The following is a 19397-nucleotide window of genomic DNA, read 5'->3' on the forward strand; positions in this document are numbered from 1 at the left end:
ATGAATAGTCGGGCATGGATTGCAAAATTGGACATTGAACGGAATCAATAGTGACTAGGATGGTTGCTACTAAGGACGGGAAATGGACACCTCTGGACGAGGCAAGGATTTGAACATCAGGATGATGTCAGGGACACCGCTCAGGGAACAAGTGATGAGAGCTAACGAGGATAGTTAGCAGACCAGGATAAGGTCACTAAGGACACCGCTAGGAAGGCGACGTAAGGATTAAGCTGACGGATTCAGCACACTATCATGGATTAGATGCATGGAGCACTCTTAGTAGCTGGATTGCTGCGAGTAAGACTATAACCCCGATGGGCGCAAGCCCTCGGGGTTTTTCTTTGCCTAAAGTTTTTCTCAGTAGATCTGCTGAAAACAGGCATTCACCCACAACGCCCACCTTTCACTTCAAACGGCATCGTTAAGTCGCGCTTTTGTACTCCATTTATCATTCCATTTTTTACTGCGTTAGCGACACCAAAACTGCACAAACAAAAAGAGCCGCCGAAGCAGCTCTTAAGTTGATGATACCAATCACAGTAAATAAGTGATCAGAAATAGCGTAGGGAAAATGCTTGAGAACAAGGCGCAATTTTTCGATAAGTAGTTATTCTACAATCAAAAATTGCAACGCAGTTATCGAGTATTTTAACAAGCTAGAATGACCAGTTATTTACTACGATTGGTATGAGTTTTGGTCAAGCCTTACAGTTTCTCTAGTCGTGCGTAAGCAGTTACCAACCATTTGATGCCTTCACCGTTAAAGGCAATCTGTACACGGCTTTGTGGACCACTGCCTTCGAAGTTGATGATGGTGCCTTCACCAAACTTTGGATGCATCACACGAGAACCTAGCGTAAAGCCGGTTTCATTAAAGCTCTCTTTCACAACAGTTTGGCTAAATCGACCACTGCTTGAAGGACGGCTAACTTGCGCCTTCATTCGTACTTCATCTAAACAAGTTTCTGGCAGTTCACGGATAAAGCGAGACGGTTTATGGTATTTATCCTGACCGTACAAACGACGCATTTCAGCATAAGTGATGTACAGTTTCTGCATCGCACGGGTCATGCCTACGTAACACAGACGGCGTTCTTCTTCTAAGCGCCCTGCTTCTTCTGCCGACATTTGGCTTGGGAACATGCCTTCTTCCACACCGACCATAAACACCAATGGAAACTCTAGACCTTTCGCACTGTGTAATGTCATGAGCTGAACCGCATCTTCAAATTCGTCCGCTTGTCCTTCGCCCGCTTCTAGTGCTGCGTGGGTTAGGAATGCCGTCAGCAGTGACATGTCTTCGGCTTCTTCTGGTTTCTCGAATTGGCGAGTTGCGGTCACCAATTCCTCCAAGTTCTCAATACGTGCCTTAGACTTTTCGCCCTTCTCTTGCTCGTACATCGCGAACAAGCCCGAGTATTTAATCACATGGTCAGTTTGGTGATGCAGCGGCATCTCTAAGGTGTCGTCTTCTAGCGCGGTGACAAGCTCGATAAAACGGCTCAGAGCACCAGCAGCGCGACCAGCAAGCACCTTCTCGTCCAACATTGCCACACTCGCTTCCCACATGGTGCAACCACGATCACGAGCCGCAAAGCGGATGGTTTCAAGCGTCTTATCGCCCAAACCACGCGTTGGCGTATTCACCACACGTTCAAACGCCGCATCATCGTTACGGTTGGCAATCAGACGCATGTAGCTCAAGGCATCTTTGATTTCCTGACGTTCGAAGAATCGCATGCCGCCGTAGATACGGTAAGGCAGACCGGCTTGAATTAACGCTTCTTCCAGAACACGCGACTGGGCGTTGTTACGGTAAAGCATCGCAGCGTCATTCAGAGCACCGCCCTTGTCTTGCCACTCTTTGATTTTGTTCACCGCAAAACGGGCTTCATCTAATTCGTTGTAAGCGCTGTAAACCGAGATAGGCTCACCGACCACGCCATCCGTCCACAACTCTTTACCCATACGCTCGGTGTTATTCGCAATCAGGGTGTTAGATGCTTCCAGAATGGTCTTGGTTGAACGGTAGTTTTGCTCAAGACGAATGGTATTTACGCTTGGGAATTCGAGCGTAAACTTCTCAATATTCTCGACTTTTGCACCACGCCAACCATAAATCGACTGGTCGTCATCACCTACGATCATCACGTGACACTCAGGACCCGCCATCATACGTAGCCAAGCATATTGAATGTTGTTGGTATCTTGGAACTCGTCCACCAAGATATGCTTAAAGCGTGCTTGGTAGTGTTCACGGACGAACTTGTTATCACGCAGTAGCTCATGTGCGCGCAGCAAGATTTCCGCAAAATCGACTAAACCAGCACGATCACACGCTTCTTGGTAAGCGGTGTACAACTGCAGATATGTCTTGGTTACTGGATCATGGTACGCATCAATGTGCGACGGACGCAGACCTTCGTCTTTCTTACCGTTAATCCACCATGCCACTTGGCGTGCAGGCCATTGCTTCTCATCGAGGTTTTGCGCTTTGATCAAACGCTTTAGCAGACGCTGCTGGTCGTCACTGTCAATGATTTGGAAATCTTCCGGTAGCTTCGCATCAAGATAGTGTGCTCGCAGAATACGGTGACAAATGCCGTGGAAAGTACCATTCCACATACCGCCTGCACTGCCCATCATTAGCTCTTCGATACGTCCACGCATCTCTGCCGCCGCCTTATTGGTAAAGGTTACCGACATGATTGAAAACGGAGAAGCTTGCTCGACCGACATCAGCCAAGCGATACGGTGAACAAGAACGCGTGTCTTACCACTTCCTGCGCCAGCAAGAACGAGCAAGTTTTCTAGAGGTGCTGCAACGGCTTCACGTTGTTTATCGTTCAAACCGTCGAGTAATAGAGATGGATCCATCATGATGAGAGCTACTGGTTATTTATACATAAAAACCGATTATAACCTAAACAACCGGGTGCTGTTTAGACAAAACTTGATAAAAAAATCGATGTTTTTTTGCCCAATACATCAATTAGTTATATCTATTTGACCCTACAAACCCATTTACTTCAGAAATTTTTCTGAAAGTTTTTTAGCCAGTTTCCTATCTTTTAAGTTAAGCAAGTTGATAACAAAAACGCCAAAACAGGCGATTCATCTTGCCAACTTAAAGTAAAGGAAATCATTCAGAGGAATTTATTATGAAAAAGTCGAATCTAGCTGTTACTGCTGCTGTTACTGGTCTTCTAGCTCTTGGTGGCACAATGCTAACTGCAGCTCCAGCTGTCGCTGCTGAAAAAGAAAAGTGCTATGGCGTTTCTAAAGCAGGTAAAAACGACTGTGCAACAAAAAGCAGCTCATGCGCTGGTACTTCTAAAGAAGATAACCAAAAAGACGCATTCGTAGTCGTACCAAAAGGTCTTTGTGACAAACTCGCTGGCGGTAGCACTTCTTCTTCATAATCTTTTATCGCTAGCTATTGTGAGGATGCGTTGACGCTCAACCAACGCAAAGCCAAGACGCATCCTTCTCTTCCCGCACGATTTGAAAAGGAGTTTCACGTGAAACACCACACCTTCCACGACCTTGTTGGAGTTGGATTAAGAACCCCTCACCTCGATTACTTTAGCCAATCCCAGCCTGAGTTGTCTTGGTTAGAAATCCACAGTGAAAACTATTTCCAACCCAATGCAACAGAGCGCCATCAGCTACAAACGCTTCGCGAGCAATATCAAATTAGCTGCCACGGTATTGGTTTGTCGCTAGGTTCGGTGGAACGTGTTAGTCAAAAGCATCTTGCGCAACTTAAATCACTGATTGACTCAATCGACCCAATTCTTGTTTCTGACCATTTAAGTTGGAGTGAAAACGGCGGTCACTACTTTAATGACCTGCTTCCACTTCCGTATACGGAAGAAGCGCTCAACGTGTTCACTCGTAACGTGAATGAAGTGCAGGAATATTTGCAACGCGAGATCTTGATAGAGAACCCATCTAGTTATGTGAAGTTTCAACATTCGACCATCAGCGAATGGGAGTTTCTTACCGAAGTGCAAAAGCGCACTGACTGTCGTTTATTGCTCGATCTAAACAATGTTTATGTTTCGGCGTTCAACCACGGTTTTGATTGCGACACATACCTAGATGCGATTCCAGCCGACAAAGTGGATGAGATTCACTTGGCAGGTTTTAGCATCAAACAACTCGACAAAGGTGAGATATGGATTGATACCCATAGCCGCCCAGTTAGTGATGAAGTTTGGCAACTGTTCGCGCAGTGGACAAAAAAACACGGTCCACGTCATACGTTGATTGAATGGGATTTGGATATCCCCGCGCCAGAAGTCTTATTAGGAGAAGCGCAGAAAGCATCGCAACTGCTGTTGCAAGGCACACTTCCAAGTGAACAAAGCGAACCAAGGAAGGCATCATGAATCTAGCCACCTTACAAAGCCAGTTTGCTAAAGCCCTGCACTATCAAGCGCTCGGTGAAGACTGCGATATTGCCAGTGATGAGTTTACCGCTGATGAACGCATACAAATTTACCGCAATAACTTTATCGTCAGCTTAAGCGAAGTGTTGTCCGCGACCTACCCGATGGTTGAAGCGCTGCTTGGTGAAGAATGCTTTGAACAGATAGCTCGCCAGCATGTTCTTTCTTACCCATTAAAAGAAGGAAATGTGGTGCATTATGGCGAAGGCTTTCAAGACACCATCATGCAGTTTAATCAGGTGATCGCACAAGCACCTTACAGCCCTGAAGTCGCACGCTTCGAGTGGCATATCGACCTAGCTCGTCAAGCACAGTATGAGCAATCCAATGCAGCGGAATTAAAACCGCTTGCGTTACTTGGCGAAGTGAGTGAAGAGCAACAACCCGCTTTAGTCTTACACCTTAAAAAGGGCTGCCGCAGCTTTGACTCCAATTACGCAGTATTCGATCTATTTAGTGCGATTCAAACTGGGCAATTCGAACAACTTAATATCAACCAATTACAGCAAGGTGTCATCTCGATTCAAGCCAATGGAGAAGCCTTGTGTCACGCACTCGATGCCGATGTGTTCCAACTGCTGCAATGTTTAGAGCAGAAGCAGAGTTTGAGCGAAATACCTGAAGTTTTACTCGCTCATCTCAATCGCATCATGGCACTCGATATTGTTGACGGCTTTACATTGCAATCAATCTAAGGAGCACTCTATGACGGATACGGTTAAAAACTTAGTGAATCGGTACGACGATTTAATCAGTACCCTACAAGCTGGCTTTGTCCCTTTACTACTTCTCTTTTGTCGCTTGTGGGTAGCCTGGGTGTTCTTCAATTCAGGACTAATCAAAATCTCATCTTGGGATAGCACGCTGTACTTATTTGAGCTGGAATACCAAGTGCCAATCTTGCCATGGGAATTGGCGGCTTATTTAGGTACGGCTGCGGAGTTGGTTCTACCGGTGTTCTTGGCACTGGGATTGATTACCCGCCCGATGGCAGCAATGCTGTTTGTGTTCAACATCATCGCAGTGATCTCTTACCCACTGTTGTGGGAGAAAGGTTTTTATGACCACCAACTTTGGGGATTGATGATTCTTATCGTAATCGTATGGGGGCCAGGACCGCTGTCTTTGGACCACATCCTGAAAAAGAAAATGACGAGCTAAAAAAATCCCCGCATCATGCGGGGATTTTTTATTATTTATTCAAGTAAGCCAGTAGCTCTTCTGCTGAGATACCTTGCTGAGCGAGGTCTTTTGCCATCTGCTCGACTTGTTCATCTTTGCGTGACTCAATCACTTGCTGAAATTGGTACACGATATCACGCAAAATTGGCAGAGGTACTTGTTTAGCCGCACTACGAATACGCTCGGAGCTTTGATTACCCAGCTCATTAAGCAACTTGCCAAACATCACCTTTTCTGGTGAATCTTCCATTTGCTCTAGAATACGAGCCATTTCATACGTGGTTAACGACATTACTTTTTGAGTTCCGTTATGGTGTCAGGAAAAGTCTGAGTGACAAATATACACGCCTTACTTACATTGGAAAATACTAAATTACACTGATTTACGCTTTCGCAAAGCTCGAGTGCCAGTTCTTCCCTGCTTTTGTAAACAGAACGACCAACGCAGGTAATAGGACCCACATATGAATTGCAATCAAGGTTTGTGGATCCAGAGATAAGCGTTGCAGTGTACCCACCAACAAACCAGAGCCACTCATTTGGAACAATCCAAGCAGTGCAGCTGCCGTGCCCGCCTTATCACCAAACGGTTCTAACGCTTTCCCTGCCGCTGCACCCAGAATGAATGCAAAACCTACAGAAGACATAAAGATAGGTAACATGAAAGAAAGCGCGGTATTCTGACCATTCATCACTAGCATGATCACACCTGCGAGACCCAGAGTTGAGATCCCGGTGACCAAGGTGTTGTGAGTTCCAACGCGCTCCATAAACTTAGGCGCCAGCATACATGCCGCAATGTTTATCACCGCATTCACACCAAACCAGAAAGTGAATTCATTCATCGACAGCCCCATCCCCGTCATCAATACCGACGGTGCTGAGGTAACGTAAGCAAGAATAACCGCCATCGCCATCAAGCATAATGACGCATGGAAAACAAAAGATGGTGTGCTAAGCACTGCCCAATACCGACTAAGCTTAAACACGGCTTGCTTTTCTGTTGACGGGTTAGTCTCTTTCATCATGAAAAACATCAATGATCCAGACACCACAGCAAAACCCGCCATAAAGCTAAAGTTAGCACGCCAGTCAAATTGCTGAGTTAACCAGCTACCTAGAATTGGAGCTAAAGCCGGAATGAAACAAATCGCACCGTTAAGGTAGCTGATCATTTTGCCGCTTTTTTCCGGGCCAAAGATATCGCGAACTGTTGCAAAGGCTGCTACCGATGTCGCACACGCACCTAAGCCTTGTAGCAGTCGGGAAACCAACATCCACTCAATATTTTGAGCACTCCACGCCAATAAAGCGCTCATCGCGTAAATGGTGATACCGCCCAATGCAACAGTTCGACGTCCGAGTTTATCTGCTAGGGGACCTGCGAATAGCTGACCAACACCCATAGCAAATAAGAACCAAGTGATCGTGTCTTGTGCTAGCGCATTATCGACCTGAAAAGTGGAAGCAATAAGAGGTAAAGCAGGTAGATAAATATCAATCGCTAAAGGACTGAAAAGAACCAAAAGGGTCAATAACGCCATCTGTTTTTTACTATTAGAAAACTGGCTAGACACACAACACTCCGAATTGGATAAAGAACTTTGGGTAAAGCTTAATCATCTGATGATATGAATGGAAATGATGTATAATCATGAGCATTATTCCTCAGAGGAAATTCACTGTGAACGTCGAAAAACTGGCTCGTATCGATTTAAATCTATTGGTCTGCTTTAAAGTGCTGATTGAAGAGTTAAACGTTACTCGTGCGGCCCACCGATTGTGCTTAAGCCAGTCCGCCGTAAGTAAATCACTGGCTAAACTGCGCATTCAATTTGATGACCCTCTTTTCACTCGAAACTCACATGGATTAACACCTACGCCGCGCGCATTGTTTCTTAAACCGAAACTGGATCTGTTGATAAATCAGTTAGAAGTGCTGACTCAACCCGAAGAGTTTTCTCCGCAAAGCAGTGAATACCGTTTTCAAATAGCAGCGGTAGAGAGTGTCTACCCTCTCATTCTACCCCATTTCTTACCGGCGATTTTTCAACAAGCACCTGGCGTGACAATTAGCACACACCCGTGGTCGGATAATACATTTAAAATGCTTCAACGCGGCGAACTGGATTTAGGCTTAACTGGAAAAGATATCGATATAAACGATGCCAAGCTGACTCTTCAACCACCCGATGACATTTGCGAGTTGGAAATTTATCGTGATTACCAAATGTGCATTATTCGCAAAAACCACCCTGCGCTAAAACAACCTTGGAATCTGGAAGCCTATCTCGCCCTACGCCATGTACAGGTGCGTTGTGATGGCAACGACCGTTGGTTGCTAGATTATCGCCTTGCAGATATTGGCGCCGACCGCGATATTGCCGTCACTGTGCCCGACTTTAACAGTGCCGCAAGTTTATGTTCATACACCGACTTTATCTTTACTGCGCCAAGTCATTTTGTGCAACTTGCGGCCAAACAGCTTGATTTGGTCGTGCTGCCACTACCGTTAGAATTCCCACCTATGGCTTACACTTTATTCTGGCACCGAGATAGAGAAAACGACCCTGCATTAGGCTGGCTACGTACGATGATCACACAAAAAACCGATCACCTTAGATAAAAACACCGCACTCAATTTGCGCTTAGCGGCTAAAATGAGTAGCTTAACTGTCGTAGTCCTTTTTGGCTCATCTATGGCCTAGTTGTACTCCGACTCTATTGAAGTGATTGCGAACCTCAATGGAATCGTAAACTGCATGAAGCAGATGGAAACAGCTCCCACACCTGAGCATGAAGGAGCGGTAATTTGAAGGAATAACACAGATGCACAACGATACCCAAAGCCGCGTGAATGCAATTCGCGAATGGCTAGCACAACATAATATTGATGCCCTACTTGTCCCTCATGAAGACGAGTACTTGGGTGAATACGTACCAGCGCACAACGAGCGTTTACATTGGCTAACTGGCTTTACTGGTTCTGCTGGTGCTGCGGTAATCACCAAAGACAAAGCCGCTATCTTTGTTGATGGTCGCTACACAGTACAAGTAACAAAGCAGGTTCCTGCTGATCTATTCGAATACCGTCACTTGATTGAAGAGCCTGCACTAGATTGGATTAAAGACCATCTTGCAAATGGCGCGTCTGTGGCAATCGACCCTCGCATGCACAACGCTGCTTGGCTAGACATGGCACAAGCAAAACTTGCTGGCGCACTTGAGCTTAAGATTCTCGATAGCAACCCAATTGATGAACTGTGGCACGACCGCCCTGCTCCTGTGGTTTCTGATGTTCGCCTAATGGCAACAGAAGCAGTTGGTCAGTCAAGTGAAAGCAAACGCCAAGAAATCGCAGAGCTCGTGAAAAAAACCGGTGCAGACAGCGCAGTGATCACAGCACTTGATTCTATCTGTTGGTTGCTCAACGTTCGTGGTCTAGATGTCTCACGTCTACCAGTTCTGCTTTCTCACGCGATTCTGCACTCAGACTCAAGCGTGGAATACTTCCTAGATCCTGCTCGCCTACCTGCTGAGTTTGACGCTCATGTTGGTGCCGGCGTGACGGTTCATCACCCAGAAGCATTGCAAGCACGACTAGAAAACCTAACTGGCAAGAATGTACTGGTTGACCCTGCGACAAGTAACGCGTGGTTTAAATTGGTTCTACAAAACGCTGGCGTATCTGTGGTGAGTAAAGCTGATCCATGCCTAATGCCAAAAGCAGCAAAGAACGCAGTTGAAATCGCAGGCATGAAAGCATGTCATATCCGCGATGGCGTAGCGATGAGTAAGTTCCTTTCTTGGTTAGATGCTGAAGTCGTTGCGGGTAACCTGCATGATGAAGCGACGCTGGCAGACAAACTGGAAGCGTTCCGTAGCGAAGACCCGACACTTATGGATCTTAGCTTCGATACTATCTCGGCAGCAGGTGGCAACGCGGCGATGTGTCACTACAACCACGAGAACCAACCTGAACCTGGCAAGCTAGAACTGAACACGCTTTACCTAGTGGATTCAGGCGGTCAGTACCTAGATGGCACGACAGACATCACGCGTACAATTGCGATTGGTCAGCCTTCACAAGAGATGATTAAACAATTCACTCTCGCGCTAAAAGGTCACATCGGTGTTGCACGTGCACGTTTCCCGAAAGGCACACGTGGTTACCAAATCGATACGCTAGCTCGTCAGCACCTATGGGCGGAAGGCTACGATTACGACCACGGTACTGGTCACGGTGTTGGTCACTTCCTAAGTGTTCATGAAGGTCCGGCGAGCATTTCTAAGAAGCAAATCGACGTGCCTCTAACAGAAGGTATGGTGCTATCCAACGAGCCAGGTTACTACCGTGCGGATGCGTTTGGTATCCGTATCGAGAACCTAGAGCTTGTTGTTGAAACCCCAACTAACGGTGACTTCCCTGTTTTGTCATTTGAGTCGCTAACACGCTGTCCAATCGACAAGCGTAATATCAACGTTGATATGCTAACTCGTCCAGAGCTTGCTTGGTTGAATGATTACCATCAGAAGGTATGGGATGAGATCAGCCCACTTGTTGAGGGTGATGTGAAAGAGTGGCTTCGTCAAGCAACGCTACCAGTAGCACACAGCTAGAAGCTAGAAGCTAGAAGCTAGAAGCTAGAAGCTAGAAGCTAGAAGCTAGAAAAAAGTAGAGGGTTGATGTTTTGCATCAACCCTCTTTTTTTGCCTATGTTTCACGTGAAACATAACGATGACCAGTGGCTTTCTTTGCTACTTAACCAGAATACGCCGAGTGCCAATCTCGCCATACAGGGTCAAACCCTTTGGCTCGAATCATATCTTCCACAGAACCTGCGCTTCGCTCATCACTGATCTCAAACTGCTCGAGTTCAACATCATCCATCGCATAACCACCCGGCTGAGTTTTCGATGCAGCAGACATACTGGTAATGCCTAAAGGCAATGCGTTATCTCTAAACTTCGGTGACTCACGAGTCGATAATGACAACTCCACTTCTGGATTCAACAAACGATAAGCGCAAATCAGCTGAACAAGTTGCTTATCCGTCATGACTGATTTGGGTTGGAGCGCACCCTCACAAGGACGCAAACGCGGGAAAGAAATCGAGTAACGAGTCTGCCAATACGTGCGCTCAAGATAGTCCAAGTGCGCTGCCACATAAAAACAGTCGGTACGCCACTCTTCCAACCCTATTAAAGCACCAATACCGATCTTATCGATGCCCGCCTTTGCAAGACGATCGGGTGTATCCAATCGGTATTCGAAATCCATCTTGTTGCCACGCAAATGGTGCTCGGCGTAAGTCGAAGGATGATACGTTTCTTGATAGACCATCACCGCATCCAAACCCAATGTCTTGAGCTCAGCGTATTCGTCTTGATCAAGTGGCTGTACTTCCATCGCCAAATAGTTAAAGCGCTTCTTAATCATAGGCACCATTTCGCGGAAGTATTTCATACCCACTTTAGTTTCGTGCTCGCCAGTCACCAGCAATACGCTATCAAACTTCATGCGTTTAATGGCTTCAACTTCTGCAGCCACTTCGTCCCTATTCAAAGTACGACGCTTGATTCTGTTCTCCATAGAAAAGCCACAATAAGTACAAGCATTGGCGCACAAGTTAGAAAGGTACAGTGGAATGTAAAGCGACATGGTATTACCAAAACGCTTGCGAGTTGCCGAGTATGACAGCTGCGCCATTTGCTCTAAGTACGCTTCAGCCGCTGGTGAAATTAGCGCTTTAAAGTCTTCCAAATCACGCTTGGGTTTATTCAATGCTCGCTCGACATCTTGTGCCGTTTTCGCGTAGATCGACATCGAGATGTCATCCCAATTAAGCTGCTTAAATTGTTCAACGAAGCTCATGTTTTCCTCGCTTAATAGCTAAACCAATCTAGGACTAAAGCTCATCTAGGAATGACGTCAGTGGACTCGACGCAACCGCATGAGAAACCTTACCGGCAAGTCCAGCTTCATAAGCCATACGCCCGGACTCTACTGCCAACTTAAATGCCTTCGCCATCGCAACGGGATCGCTCGAAGCTGCAATCGCTGTATTGACGAGCACGGCATCCGCGCCCATTTCCATCGCACGCGCGGCATGTGAAGGAGCACCAATACCCGCATCAACAACGACAGGAACATTAGCTTGGTCGATGATGATCTCTAGGAAATCGTGAGAAACTATCCCTTTGTTAGAACCGATCGGCGCACCTAATGGCATGACTGCAGCACAGCCTACTTCTTCCAATCGTTTACACAGAACCGGGTCAGCATGACAATAAGGAAGGACAATGAAGCCTTCACGAACCAGCTGTTCAGCAGCTGCAAGTGTTTCAATTGGATCGGGCATCAAGTACTTCGGGTCTGGATGAATTTCTAGTTTTAACCAGTTAGTACCCAACGCTTCTCTCGCCAATTGTGCTGCAAACACAGCATCTTTAGCATTCTTTGCACCTGAGGTGTTCGGCAATAAGTTCACACCCGCTTGTACTAACGGTAGCAAAATATCGTCTTGTTGGTCGTTCACATCCACACGCTTCAACGCCATGGTCGCAAGTTGAGAACCCGATACTTGAATCGCTTCTGCCATTAATCGGCTGTTGGCAAACTTCCCTGTTCCCGTGAACAGTCTTGATTCGAATTGTTTATCACCAATTTTAAGCATCGACTTTAACCCCCTGCGATCGCTTGAAACAAAGAGATGCTATCTCCCTGTGAAAGAACTGTGCTAGCCCACTCACTGCACGGCACAACATTGTTATTAATTGCAAAAACACAGCCAATTTCAGGCAGCGCAAATTGACTAATGATTTGCTGTAGATTCGACTCACTGGCAACTTGATGTGACTGGTCATTGATGACAATAGTGATCACATCTAAGTCAGCAGCGGTCATTTGTGTTGTTTGTTGTTCTGATAACGTCATTGCTTCCAACTCTCTTAATTCTGCCTATTACTCGTAAGCTAAATCTGAGCACACACTTGGCACTGTTTGTCTTTGCTTATCGCCATGGTTTGCCATTGCAGTTTCAACCCATCAAACAGATGCAACTTGGCAGCCTCGACATGAAACTTTCCCGTCGCCAGTTTTTGAATTGCCGCTATCGCTTGGTAGTTGCCAAGTGTGCCCACCACCGGACCGACGACACCACTCTCACTGCACTTTTGCGTTTGCGGTAATTCGTCGAACGGATACAAACAGCGGTAACAGGCTGTACTCTCTGCTTCTTGTTCAATCTGCGTTTGATAATCAAAGACAGCGAATTGCCCTTGCCAACCAATTGCCGCCGCCGAGATGAGCGGCGTATTTTGCTCGAAACAAACTTGGTTAATGAGCTGACGCGTTGGCATGTTATCGGTGCAGTCGAGCACCACATCCGCTAGTATCACCTCAAGCTGAAGCTGTGCTTTGTCTAATCGCTTATTGAGGGCACGAATTTGAACCATAGAATTAAGGTCAGTCAGTTGCTTTACAGTCGCTTTTGTTTTCGCAACTTGTAGGTCTTGTTCACGATAAATGATCTGACGTTGTAGGTTACTGCTATCAACTTCATCGTCATCGACCACTACCAATTTACCAACACCCGCTGATGCCAAGTACAAACTCGCTGCGCTCCCTAACCCACCACAACCGATGATCAGCACATGCGATTTGCTCAAACGCTTTTGCCCAATTTCGGCAATTTCAGGCAGAGCGACTTGGCGCTGATAGCGAAGGAACTGCTTATCCGTGAGCATGCTCGCCTCTCTTGGTATCCGCCAACTCACTATTCTGATCAGTGAACGTTAGCTGTCTTTCCTTCATCAGTTGTGCGAAGAACTCGATGACCGATTGAGGTGATTCTGCCAACGTAATAGCACGCACTACTGCTAAGCTAGAAACACCTGTTTGCCAAACTTGGTCAGCATTAGATTGGTCAATGCCACCAATCGCGACCGTCGGAAAGCCAAGCACATAGTCACTACCTGCTTTGTCTTTTGCGGGACGGAAAACCAACTCTGTGTTTCCGTAAGGAATGCTATCAATCAGCTTTTGATAAAGAGACAAGCGCACCAAACCTTGTGGTTTCGATGGCATCTGTTTTGTGGTGGTTGGGAAAATATGCCCTAGCGCGATGTAACTAGGATGAATTTGTACGATGCGCAGTAGCTCATAATAACCATGAGTAGAAAGACCAAGACAAATGCCGGCTTTAGTTAGCTGAGCCAAATTCGATTCTTCTATGTCTTCTTGTCCTAGGTGAACACCATAAGCGCCATGCTTGATTGCCAACTGCCAATAGTCATTGATGAACACTTGTGCTTGATACTGACGACCTAGCTCAATTGCTCGAATGATCTGTTGTTCTAAATCGGCTTGTTGTGGGTTCTTTATTCGCAGTTGAATAGTGTTGATGCCTAGTGGCAGTAGACGCTCAATCCAAGCAACATCATCAACGACTGGATAGAGCCCTAGACTTTGCTTAGTTAGAGTTGGAAAGCTAACGCTCTCACCTTGTGCAGACCAACCAACTTGAATACCTAGTCGGTTATCCTCCAGTACAGGTGTGGGGAAATCATCAAATTGGTCAGCCCACTGAGTAGGTCGTCCCTCATCAAGGTTGTCACTCAACAGTGTTTCACGTGAAACATTCGCTTGTTGAGTTAGCATTCCTCGAGCAAGTGTTAACGCATCTTCGATAGGAAAATCGAGTACTGTCAGCGTTACTGTCCAAGCAAGGTGATGTTCGGGATCGAACATTGCGTTGAGTTTGGACTTAACAGAAAGCGCTCTCACTTCGTCGTTGATTGGGTGACGCCAGATATCAAGCTGAAGCACTTTCTCCTTTTCATCGGAAACCTGCGTATCAGCAATGCCAATATAAATCGCTTTCGACGGTTGCTTAGCACACGCTTCTACCGACAAAGCAGAACGGTAATAGAGAGTAAATGAACACTCAGGCTCAAAGTTATGTCCACCAATAAGGTCAGTCGTTATATGTGTAATCTGTTGGTCGCGAACAAGCTGAATAGATTGAGTTGGGCTCACACCCAACTCAATGTCTTCGATGCTAAAACCCTGTTCTTTCGCCAACAACAAACATTGCTGAACTAAACCTGTCAGTTCAATCAATGATGACGGAATAAGGATTTTGCTCATTAGTCACTTACCTCGGCATGTGCTGCTGGGTGGTATAGCTCGGAGCCTGACTCTCTAAATTCTTGCGATTTCTGACGCATCCCCTCAAGAGGATCATCCAGCATTTTGATCGAGATAGCTTGGTCCGCAGCAACTTGCTCAGTGTCTTTCGCATATTCTCGAACCTCTTGCGAAATCTTCATCGAGCAGAACTTTGGTCCGCACATCGAACAGAAGTGAGCGACTTTTCCAGACTCTTGAGGCAAGGTTTCATCATGGAAAGCACGCGCGGTATCTGGGTCGAGCGACAAGTTGAATTGGTCTTCCCAACGGAACTCGAAGCGAGCTTTAGAAAGCGCGTTATCACGAACTTGTGCACCAGGGTGTCCCTTCGCTAAATCAGCGGCGTGCGCAGCAAGCTTGTAAGTGATCATGCCTACTTTCACGTCTTCTTTGTTTGGTAAACCGAGGTGCTCTTTCGGAGTTACGTAGCAAAGCATTGCACAGCCATACCAACCAATCATGGCAGCGCCGATGCCTGAAGTAATATGGTCGTAACCAGGAGCGACGTCTGTCGTCAATGGACCAAGGGTATAGAAAGGAGCCTCATGACAGTGCTCTAACTGCTCTTCCATGTTCTCTTTGATCATATGCATTGGAACATGACCAGGACCTTCGATAATTACTTGTACGTCGTATTCCCACGCAATCTTGGTTAACTCACCAAGGGTACGAAGCTCTGCAAATTGCGCTTCGTCGTTAGCATCGGCCACCGAGCCAGGACGCAGACCATCACCGAGAGAAAGTGCCACATCATACTTAGCACAGATTTCACAGATCTCTCGGAAGTGGGTATATAAGAAGCTTTCTTGGTGATGCGCTAAACACCATTTCGCAATGATAGAACCACCACGAGAGACGATACCAGTAACGCGTTTTGCAGTCATTGGCACATAACGAAGTAGTAAACCGGCATGGATAGTAAAGTAGTCAACGCCCTGCTCTGCTTGCTCAATCAGGGTATCGCGCATCACTTCCCAGTTAAGGTTTTCAGCAACACCATTCACTTTCTCAAGCGCTTGGTACATTGGCACGGTACCGATCGGAACCGGACTGTTACGTAGAATCCACTCGCGAGTTTCGTGGATGTTACGTCCAGTAGAAAGATCCATTACGGTATCTCCACCCCAACGCGTTGCCCATACTAACTTTTCTACTTCTTCCTCAATCGAAGAAGTGACCGATGAGTTACCGATGTTGGCGTTCACTTTGACCAAAAAGTTACGTCCAATGATCATTGGTTCGGATTCTGGGTGGTTAATATTTGAAGGGATAATAGCGCGACCTTCGGCGACTTCTTTACGCACGAATTCGGCGGTAATATCTTTTGGTAGGTTCGCTCCGAAGCTTTGACCCGGATGCTGTTGATTCAGCACTTCATCGCGATACTTGGCACGCCCCATGTTTTCACGCAGCGCGATATATTCCATTTCTGGGGTAATAATACCTTTGCGAGCATAGTGCAATTGAGTCACACAATGGCCATCTTTGGCACGTCGAATACGTGGTAGATTACCGTAACGAAGACCGTCTAGTGTTTCGTCTTCTAAGCGTTCTTTGGTGTACACCGAGCTTACTTCATCAAGTAGCTCAGTATCGGCGCGCTCTTCAATCCACCCTTCTCTCAGCTTAGGTAAGCCGTTATAGAGGTCTATGGTGTGCTCTGGATCTGTGTATACACCCGACGTATCGTAAACGCGTACTGGCTCATTAGGTTCGAATATAGGCGCTTCTTTTGTGCCTCCAATAAGGCTATCAGCGAGTGATATTTCACGCATTGGCACACGAATATCTGGACGTGAGCCTTCTACGTAGACTTTGCTTGAATTGGGGTACGGTTGTACCGAGAGTGTATCAATGAACTGTTTTGCTTCCAGTCTCGCTTGTTTGCGACTCGACATAGCATTTTTCCTTGCTTTGTTATACTAGATAAAAAGTAATTGGATAAAAATGCTTGGCGGATAGATGCGACAAGAGGAGTCAAATTAAGGCTAGTTAAAGCTTACGATATTTGCCTGTAACAACATTCGACTTTTGATAGATCAACCAGAAAGAACTCCGGTGTGAATATCTTCTCTTGTTCCCTTCGCAGATTCTAATCTGATCAGGTTCAACGGATCCCGAATTAACGGTCTCAGCCTTATGGCACTCCGACAAGTGATGTCAGTATATAAAAACGGCTTGGTGAAACCAAGCCGACCTGTTCAATTTTTAACTACTTTGCTAGCTGCGCATCAATAATTGAAAGCCTATCCACGCCGCTGAAATACTTAACACGACATTCAACAATACGTTCAACCCCATCTTAAAGAAAGCGCCCTGCTGCATAAGCAAAACATTATCCATCGAGAAGGTGGAAAACGTCGTTAGTGCGCCTAAAAAACCCAAGCCAATCACTTGTCGCCAAGGTTCCGTTGCCAAAAGTTCATTATCGAAAGCTGCTATCAATAAGCCCATCATAAATGAGCCAACAACGTTAACGGTTAACGTACCATATGGAAAACCACGCCCCAATAAAATGACACAAAGTTCAGAAATTAAGTAACGAGAACATGCACCAAATGCACCACCCAATGCAATAAAACCCAAAACGGATAGTTGTCCCATAATTCCCCCAGAAAAGTTAATGGAGACATTGTAATCAAATTTACGGCAATAGTGATTATACAATCTTAGAATTCAGCAAATTATAGCGCTTAAAACTTATCAAGATTTAAAAAGTTACAGGAGTCACTTTACTTCAATATAACCCATCAACCCCGTCTTCATGTGTTCGATCACATGACAATGGTACATCCAACGTCCAGGGTTATCTGCAACAAATGCCGCTTTCGCACTGCCGTTTTTTCCAAGCAAGACCGTATCGGTATGAAACGGTTCGTCGAGTTTTTTTCCATCTAACTCAAGAACCGTAAATGTGTGTCCATGAAGGTGAATAGGATGATGATATTGGGTGACGTTCTTTAGGTTGAAGATATAGGTTTTTCCCATCTCCAATGTTGAAAGGGGCGCTGGAATATTATCTTTGCTCATTCCCTCCCAAGCCCGTTTGTTCATCAGCCAGAATTTAGGTATCGCTTTGCCCGATTTATCAGCAGGAGTGATCGCCCCCTCCCACTCAAACACATAATCGATTTGCTCTGCATTTTTCAAATCGAGAGCTGGCACAGGGTTGAGAGGTAATAAAGGCAGTTTCTGGTTGTTCGACAGGTCAGACTCAACAACGTCAAACTCGCACAAAAGGAATGGGAAGCGTCCTTTCATTTGACGCACATAAACACGTTTTCCAGCCTTTGGAGCAATCAATCCGATATCTAACCTCATTCCCGGACCAATTTTGTGCTGAGTGAGCTTATAAGGCGTTTTAACAGGGTTACCATCAATAGCAATAACCCAAGCCTCTGCGCCTTCTATAGCGATCGGGTAAGTAATGGTGTTATCGACATTAGCAATTCTTAATCGTGTGGTAGCATTCTGCTTCAGCGTATAAACAGGTTCATGCACACCATTGACGCTACTCCACTCTCCGGGAGTCCCCATACGAGCGCTCAAGCGCGGCACCATAAGGTTCTTCCACTGACCTTGTTTGTCTAAGTGCCAATGCTTGAGGACGACTTCATGCTCTTCATCAAACTGAACAGGCTCTGCCTCTTCAACGACAATTAGCCCGACTAAGCCCTTACCAAGCTGCTTCACACTATTCATATGTGGGTGATACCAAAATGTGCCCGCATCTGGTGGTGTAAATTCATAAACGAATGTTTCACCTGGCATGATAGGCTGCTGGCTCAAGAAAGGTACACCATCCATTTCAATAGGGATTCGCAAGCCATGCCAGTGGATTGTAGTCGGCTCTGAAAGCTTGTTAGTAAACCGAATTATAACTTTCTCGCCTTGGCGACAACGAATCACAGGCGCTGGAATCGAACCATTAAATGCGAGTACGTCTTTGTTAAACCCAGGGACTAATTCTGCAGTAGAAGGCTCTGCAGTGATATCGTATATATATTGCCCCTGCTTATTAGTGCTCCTAGATAGAGAACATGCAGGTAGAACGGCAAGCGCGGAGATTGCTAAGGATGATTGAAGAAAGCGTCGACGAGATATATCCATACATAGTTACTCATTAATCCAGATCGGTTGAGTGTAACTAAATATAAATAGTGATTCCCCTTTATTATTAAAATTTCGGGCCACTGATCATTACAGCTAACTGTAGTTTCGTTCGTTCAGTAGATTAAATGCTGCCAAAGTACAGCAGAAAGCCATACTTACGGGATAAGAGTAGAAATAAGCTGTAATAATGAGAAGAAACCAGATACAAAAAAGGCTCTGACCTAAGTCAGAGCCTGATATGTGGCAGGGGTGGAGAGATTCGAACTCCCAACACGCGGATTTGGAATCCGCTGCTCTGCCAATTGGAGCTACACCCCTATAGAATTTTCATATTCTAGATTTGACAAAACCTCGCATAAGCGAGGTTGTCGATATTAAGTGGCGGAGTGGACGGGACTCGAACCCGCGACCCCCGGCGTGACAGGCCGGTATTCTAACCAACTGAACTACCA

The 19397-nt window shown here is 46.0% G+C and carries 17 protein-coding genes, 1 tRNA gene and 1 riboswitch; of the genes, 6 read left to right on the plus strand and 12 right to left on the minus strand.

The window, feature by feature from the left end; translation table 11 throughout:
• Positions 1–708: 708 nt before the first annotated feature.
• The gene (uvrD, locus tag R7Z77_RS19730) at positions 709–2883 is read right to left on the minus strand and encodes a DNA helicase II (protein WP_005378778.1); all 2175 of its coding nucleotides are present in this window, start codon (positions 2881–2883) and stop codon (positions 709–711) included.
• 281 nt (positions 2884–3164) lie between these two features.
• Here uvrD and R7Z77_RS19735 point away from each other — a divergent pair, with 281 nt between their 5' ends.
• From R7Z77_RS19735 to R7Z77_RS19750, 4 genes are all read left to right on the plus strand, one after another.
• Complete coding sequence (locus R7Z77_RS19735; protein WP_005378779.1) at positions 3165–3425, plus strand: DUF2282 domain-containing protein; 261 nt, start codon at positions 3165–3167, stop codon at positions 3423–3425.
• 99 nt (positions 3426–3524) lie between these two features.
• Positions 3525–4397, plus strand: coding sequence for a DUF692 domain-containing protein (locus R7Z77_RS19740; protein ID WP_213968010.1), 873 nt, complete (start codon positions 3525–3527; stop codon positions 4395–4397).
• The gene (locus tag R7Z77_RS19745) at positions 4394–5152 is read left to right on the plus strand and encodes a DNA-binding domain-containing protein (protein ID WP_213968009.1); all 759 of its coding nucleotides are present in this window, start codon (positions 4394–4396) and stop codon (positions 5150–5152) included. Before R7Z77_RS19740 ends, R7Z77_RS19745 begins: the two co-directional genes overlap by 4 nt.
• Before the next feature lie 10 nt (positions 5153–5162).
• The gene (locus R7Z77_RS19750) at positions 5163–5618 is read left to right on the plus strand and encodes a DoxX family protein (RefSeq protein WP_005378784.1); all 456 of its coding nucleotides are present in this window, start codon (positions 5163–5165) and stop codon (positions 5616–5618) included.
• Between the two features lie 31 nt (positions 5619–5649).
• Here the strand turns inward: R7Z77_RS19750 and R7Z77_RS19755 are convergent, their stop codons facing one another.
• Both R7Z77_RS19755 and R7Z77_RS19760 read right to left on the minus strand, forming a co-directional pair.
• Positions 5650–5931 carry a hypothetical protein gene (locus tag R7Z77_RS19755; RefSeq protein WP_005378786.1) on the minus strand — a complete coding sequence of 94 codons (282 nt, stop codon included), beginning with the start codon at positions 5929–5931 and terminating at the stop codon, positions 5650–5652.
• 91 nt (positions 5932–6022) lie between these two features.
• On the minus strand, positions 6023–7216 hold the full coding sequence (locus R7Z77_RS19760; protein WP_005382927.1) for a multidrug effflux MFS transporter: 1194 nt from the start codon (positions 7214–7216) through the stop codon (positions 6023–6025).
• 107 nt (positions 7217–7323) lie between these two features.
• Here R7Z77_RS19760 and R7Z77_RS19765 point away from each other — a divergent pair, with 107 nt between their 5' ends.
• Positions 7324–8265 (plus strand): LysR family transcriptional regulator, encoded by a 942-nt coding sequence (locus R7Z77_RS19765; protein ID WP_005378791.1) that lies wholly within the window; start codon positions 7324–7326, stop codon positions 8263–8265.
• Between the two features lie 203 nt (positions 8266–8468).
• The gene (locus tag R7Z77_RS19770) at positions 8469–10259 is read left to right on the plus strand and encodes an aminopeptidase P family protein (protein ID WP_213968008.1); all 1791 of its coding nucleotides are present in this window, start codon (positions 8469–8471) and stop codon (positions 10257–10259) included.
• Between the two features lie 142 nt (positions 10260–10401).
• Here the strand turns inward: R7Z77_RS19770 and thiH are convergent, their stop codons facing one another.
• From thiH to R7Z77_RS19815, 9 genes are all read right to left on the minus strand, one after another.
• Positions 10402–11514, minus strand: a complete 1113-nt coding sequence (gene thiH, locus R7Z77_RS19775; RefSeq protein WP_039988745.1) for a 2-iminoacetate synthase ThiH — start codon at positions 11512–11514, stop codon at positions 10402–10404.
• A 34-nt stretch (positions 11515–11548) separates the two neighbouring features.
• Entirely contained in the window at positions 11549–12316 is a 768-nt protein-coding gene (locus R7Z77_RS19780) for a thiazole synthase (RefSeq protein WP_005397059.1), read from the minus strand.
• A 5-nt stretch (positions 12317–12321) separates the two neighbouring features.
• Positions 12322–12576, minus strand: coding sequence for a sulfur carrier protein ThiS (gene thiS / locus R7Z77_RS19785; RefSeq protein WP_064354415.1), 255 nt, complete (start codon positions 12574–12576; stop codon positions 12322–12324).
• Between the two features lie 38 nt (positions 12577–12614).
• The gene (locus R7Z77_RS19790; RefSeq protein ID WP_064354416.1) at positions 12615–13388 is read right to left on the minus strand and encodes a HesA/MoeB/ThiF family protein; all 774 of its coding nucleotides are present in this window, start codon (positions 13386–13388) and stop codon (positions 12615–12617) included.
• The gene (locus R7Z77_RS19795; protein ID WP_064354417.1) at positions 13375–14790 is read right to left on the minus strand and encodes a thiamine phosphate synthase; all 1416 of its coding nucleotides are present in this window, start codon (positions 14788–14790) and stop codon (positions 13375–13377) included. The genes R7Z77_RS19790 and R7Z77_RS19795 overlap by 14 nt, the downstream gene beginning before the upstream one ends.
• Positions 14790–16730, minus strand: coding sequence for a phosphomethylpyrimidine synthase ThiC (gene thiC, locus R7Z77_RS19800; protein ID WP_064354418.1), 1941 nt, complete (start codon positions 16728–16730; stop codon positions 14790–14792). The genes R7Z77_RS19795 and thiC overlap by 1 nt, the downstream gene beginning before the upstream one ends.
• 163 nt (positions 16731–16893) lie before the next feature.
• Positions 16894–16992, minus strand: a riboswitch (TPP riboswitch).
• A 60-nt stretch (positions 16993–17052) separates the two neighbouring features.
• The gene (gene crcB / locus R7Z77_RS19805; RefSeq protein WP_005378811.1) at positions 17053–17436 is read right to left on the minus strand and encodes a fluoride efflux transporter CrcB; all 384 of its coding nucleotides are present in this window, start codon (positions 17434–17436) and stop codon (positions 17053–17055) included.
• 123 nt (positions 17437–17559) lie between these two features.
• Positions 17560–18942, minus strand: a complete 1383-nt coding sequence (locus R7Z77_RS19810) for a multicopper oxidase family protein (RefSeq protein WP_318136795.1) — start codon at positions 18940–18942, stop codon at positions 17560–17562.
• Between the two features lie 244 nt (positions 18943–19186).
• Positions 19187–19263, minus strand: a tRNA-Trp gene (locus R7Z77_RS19815).
• Between the last annotated feature and the right edge of the window lie 134 nt (positions 19264–19397).

This window comes from Vibrio sp. 1401, assembly GCF_033340295.1.

What these genes read in the sequence shown, in the direction of transcription:
- crcB (WP_005378811.1), bottom strand. Translation starts at nt 17,436, where the DNA reads ATGGGACAACTATCCGTTTTGGGTTTTATTGCATTGGGTGGTGCATTT.
- thiC (WP_064354418.1), bottom strand. Translation starts at nt 16,730, where the DNA reads ATGTCGAGTCGCAAACAAGCGAGACTGGAAGCAAAACAGTTCATTGAT.
- R7Z77_RS19795 (WP_064354417.1), bottom strand. Translation starts at nt 14,790, where the DNA reads ATGAGCAAAATCCTTATTCCGTCATCATTGATTGAACTGACAGGTTTA.
- R7Z77_RS19790 (WP_064354416.1), bottom strand. Translation starts at nt 13,388, where the DNA reads ATGCTCACGGATAAGCAGTTCCTTCGCTATCAGCGCCAAGTCGCTCTG.
- R7Z77_RS19750 (WP_005378784.1), top strand. Translation starts at nt 5,163, where the DNA reads ATGACGGATACGGTTAAAAACTTAGTGAATCGGTACGACGATTTAATC.
- R7Z77_RS19780 (WP_005397059.1), bottom strand. Translation starts at nt 12,316, where the DNA reads ATGCTTAAAATTGGTGATAAACAATTCGAATCAAGACTGTTCACGGGA.
- R7Z77_RS19770 (WP_213968008.1), top strand. Translation starts at nt 8,469, where the DNA reads ATGCACAACGATACCCAAAGCCGCGTGAATGCAATTCGCGAATGGCTA.
- thiS (WP_064354415.1), bottom strand. Translation starts at nt 12,576, where the DNA reads ATGACGTTATCAGAACAACAAACAACACAAATGACCGCTGCTGACTTA.
- R7Z77_RS19745 (WP_213968009.1), top strand. Translation starts at nt 4,394, where the DNA reads ATGAATCTAGCCACCTTACAAAGCCAGTTTGCTAAAGCCCTGCACTAT.
- R7Z77_RS19735 (WP_005378779.1), top strand. Translation starts at nt 3,165, where the DNA reads ATGAAAAAGTCGAATCTAGCTGTTACTGCTGCTGTTACTGGTCTTCTA.
- R7Z77_RS19810 (WP_318136795.1), bottom strand. Translation starts at nt 18,942, where the DNA reads ATGGATATATCTCGTCGACGCTTTCTTCAATCATCCTTAGCAATCTCC.
- thiH (WP_039988745.1), bottom strand. Translation starts at nt 11,514, where the DNA reads ATGAGCTTCGTTGAACAATTTAAGCAGCTTAATTGGGATGACATCTCG.
- uvrD (WP_005378778.1), bottom strand. Translation starts at nt 2,883, where the DNA reads ATGATGGATCCATCTCTATTACTCGACGGTTTGAACGATAAACAACGT.
- R7Z77_RS19755 (WP_005378786.1), bottom strand. Translation starts at nt 5,931, where the DNA reads ATGTCGTTAACCACGTATGAAATGGCTCGTATTCTAGAGCAAATGGAA.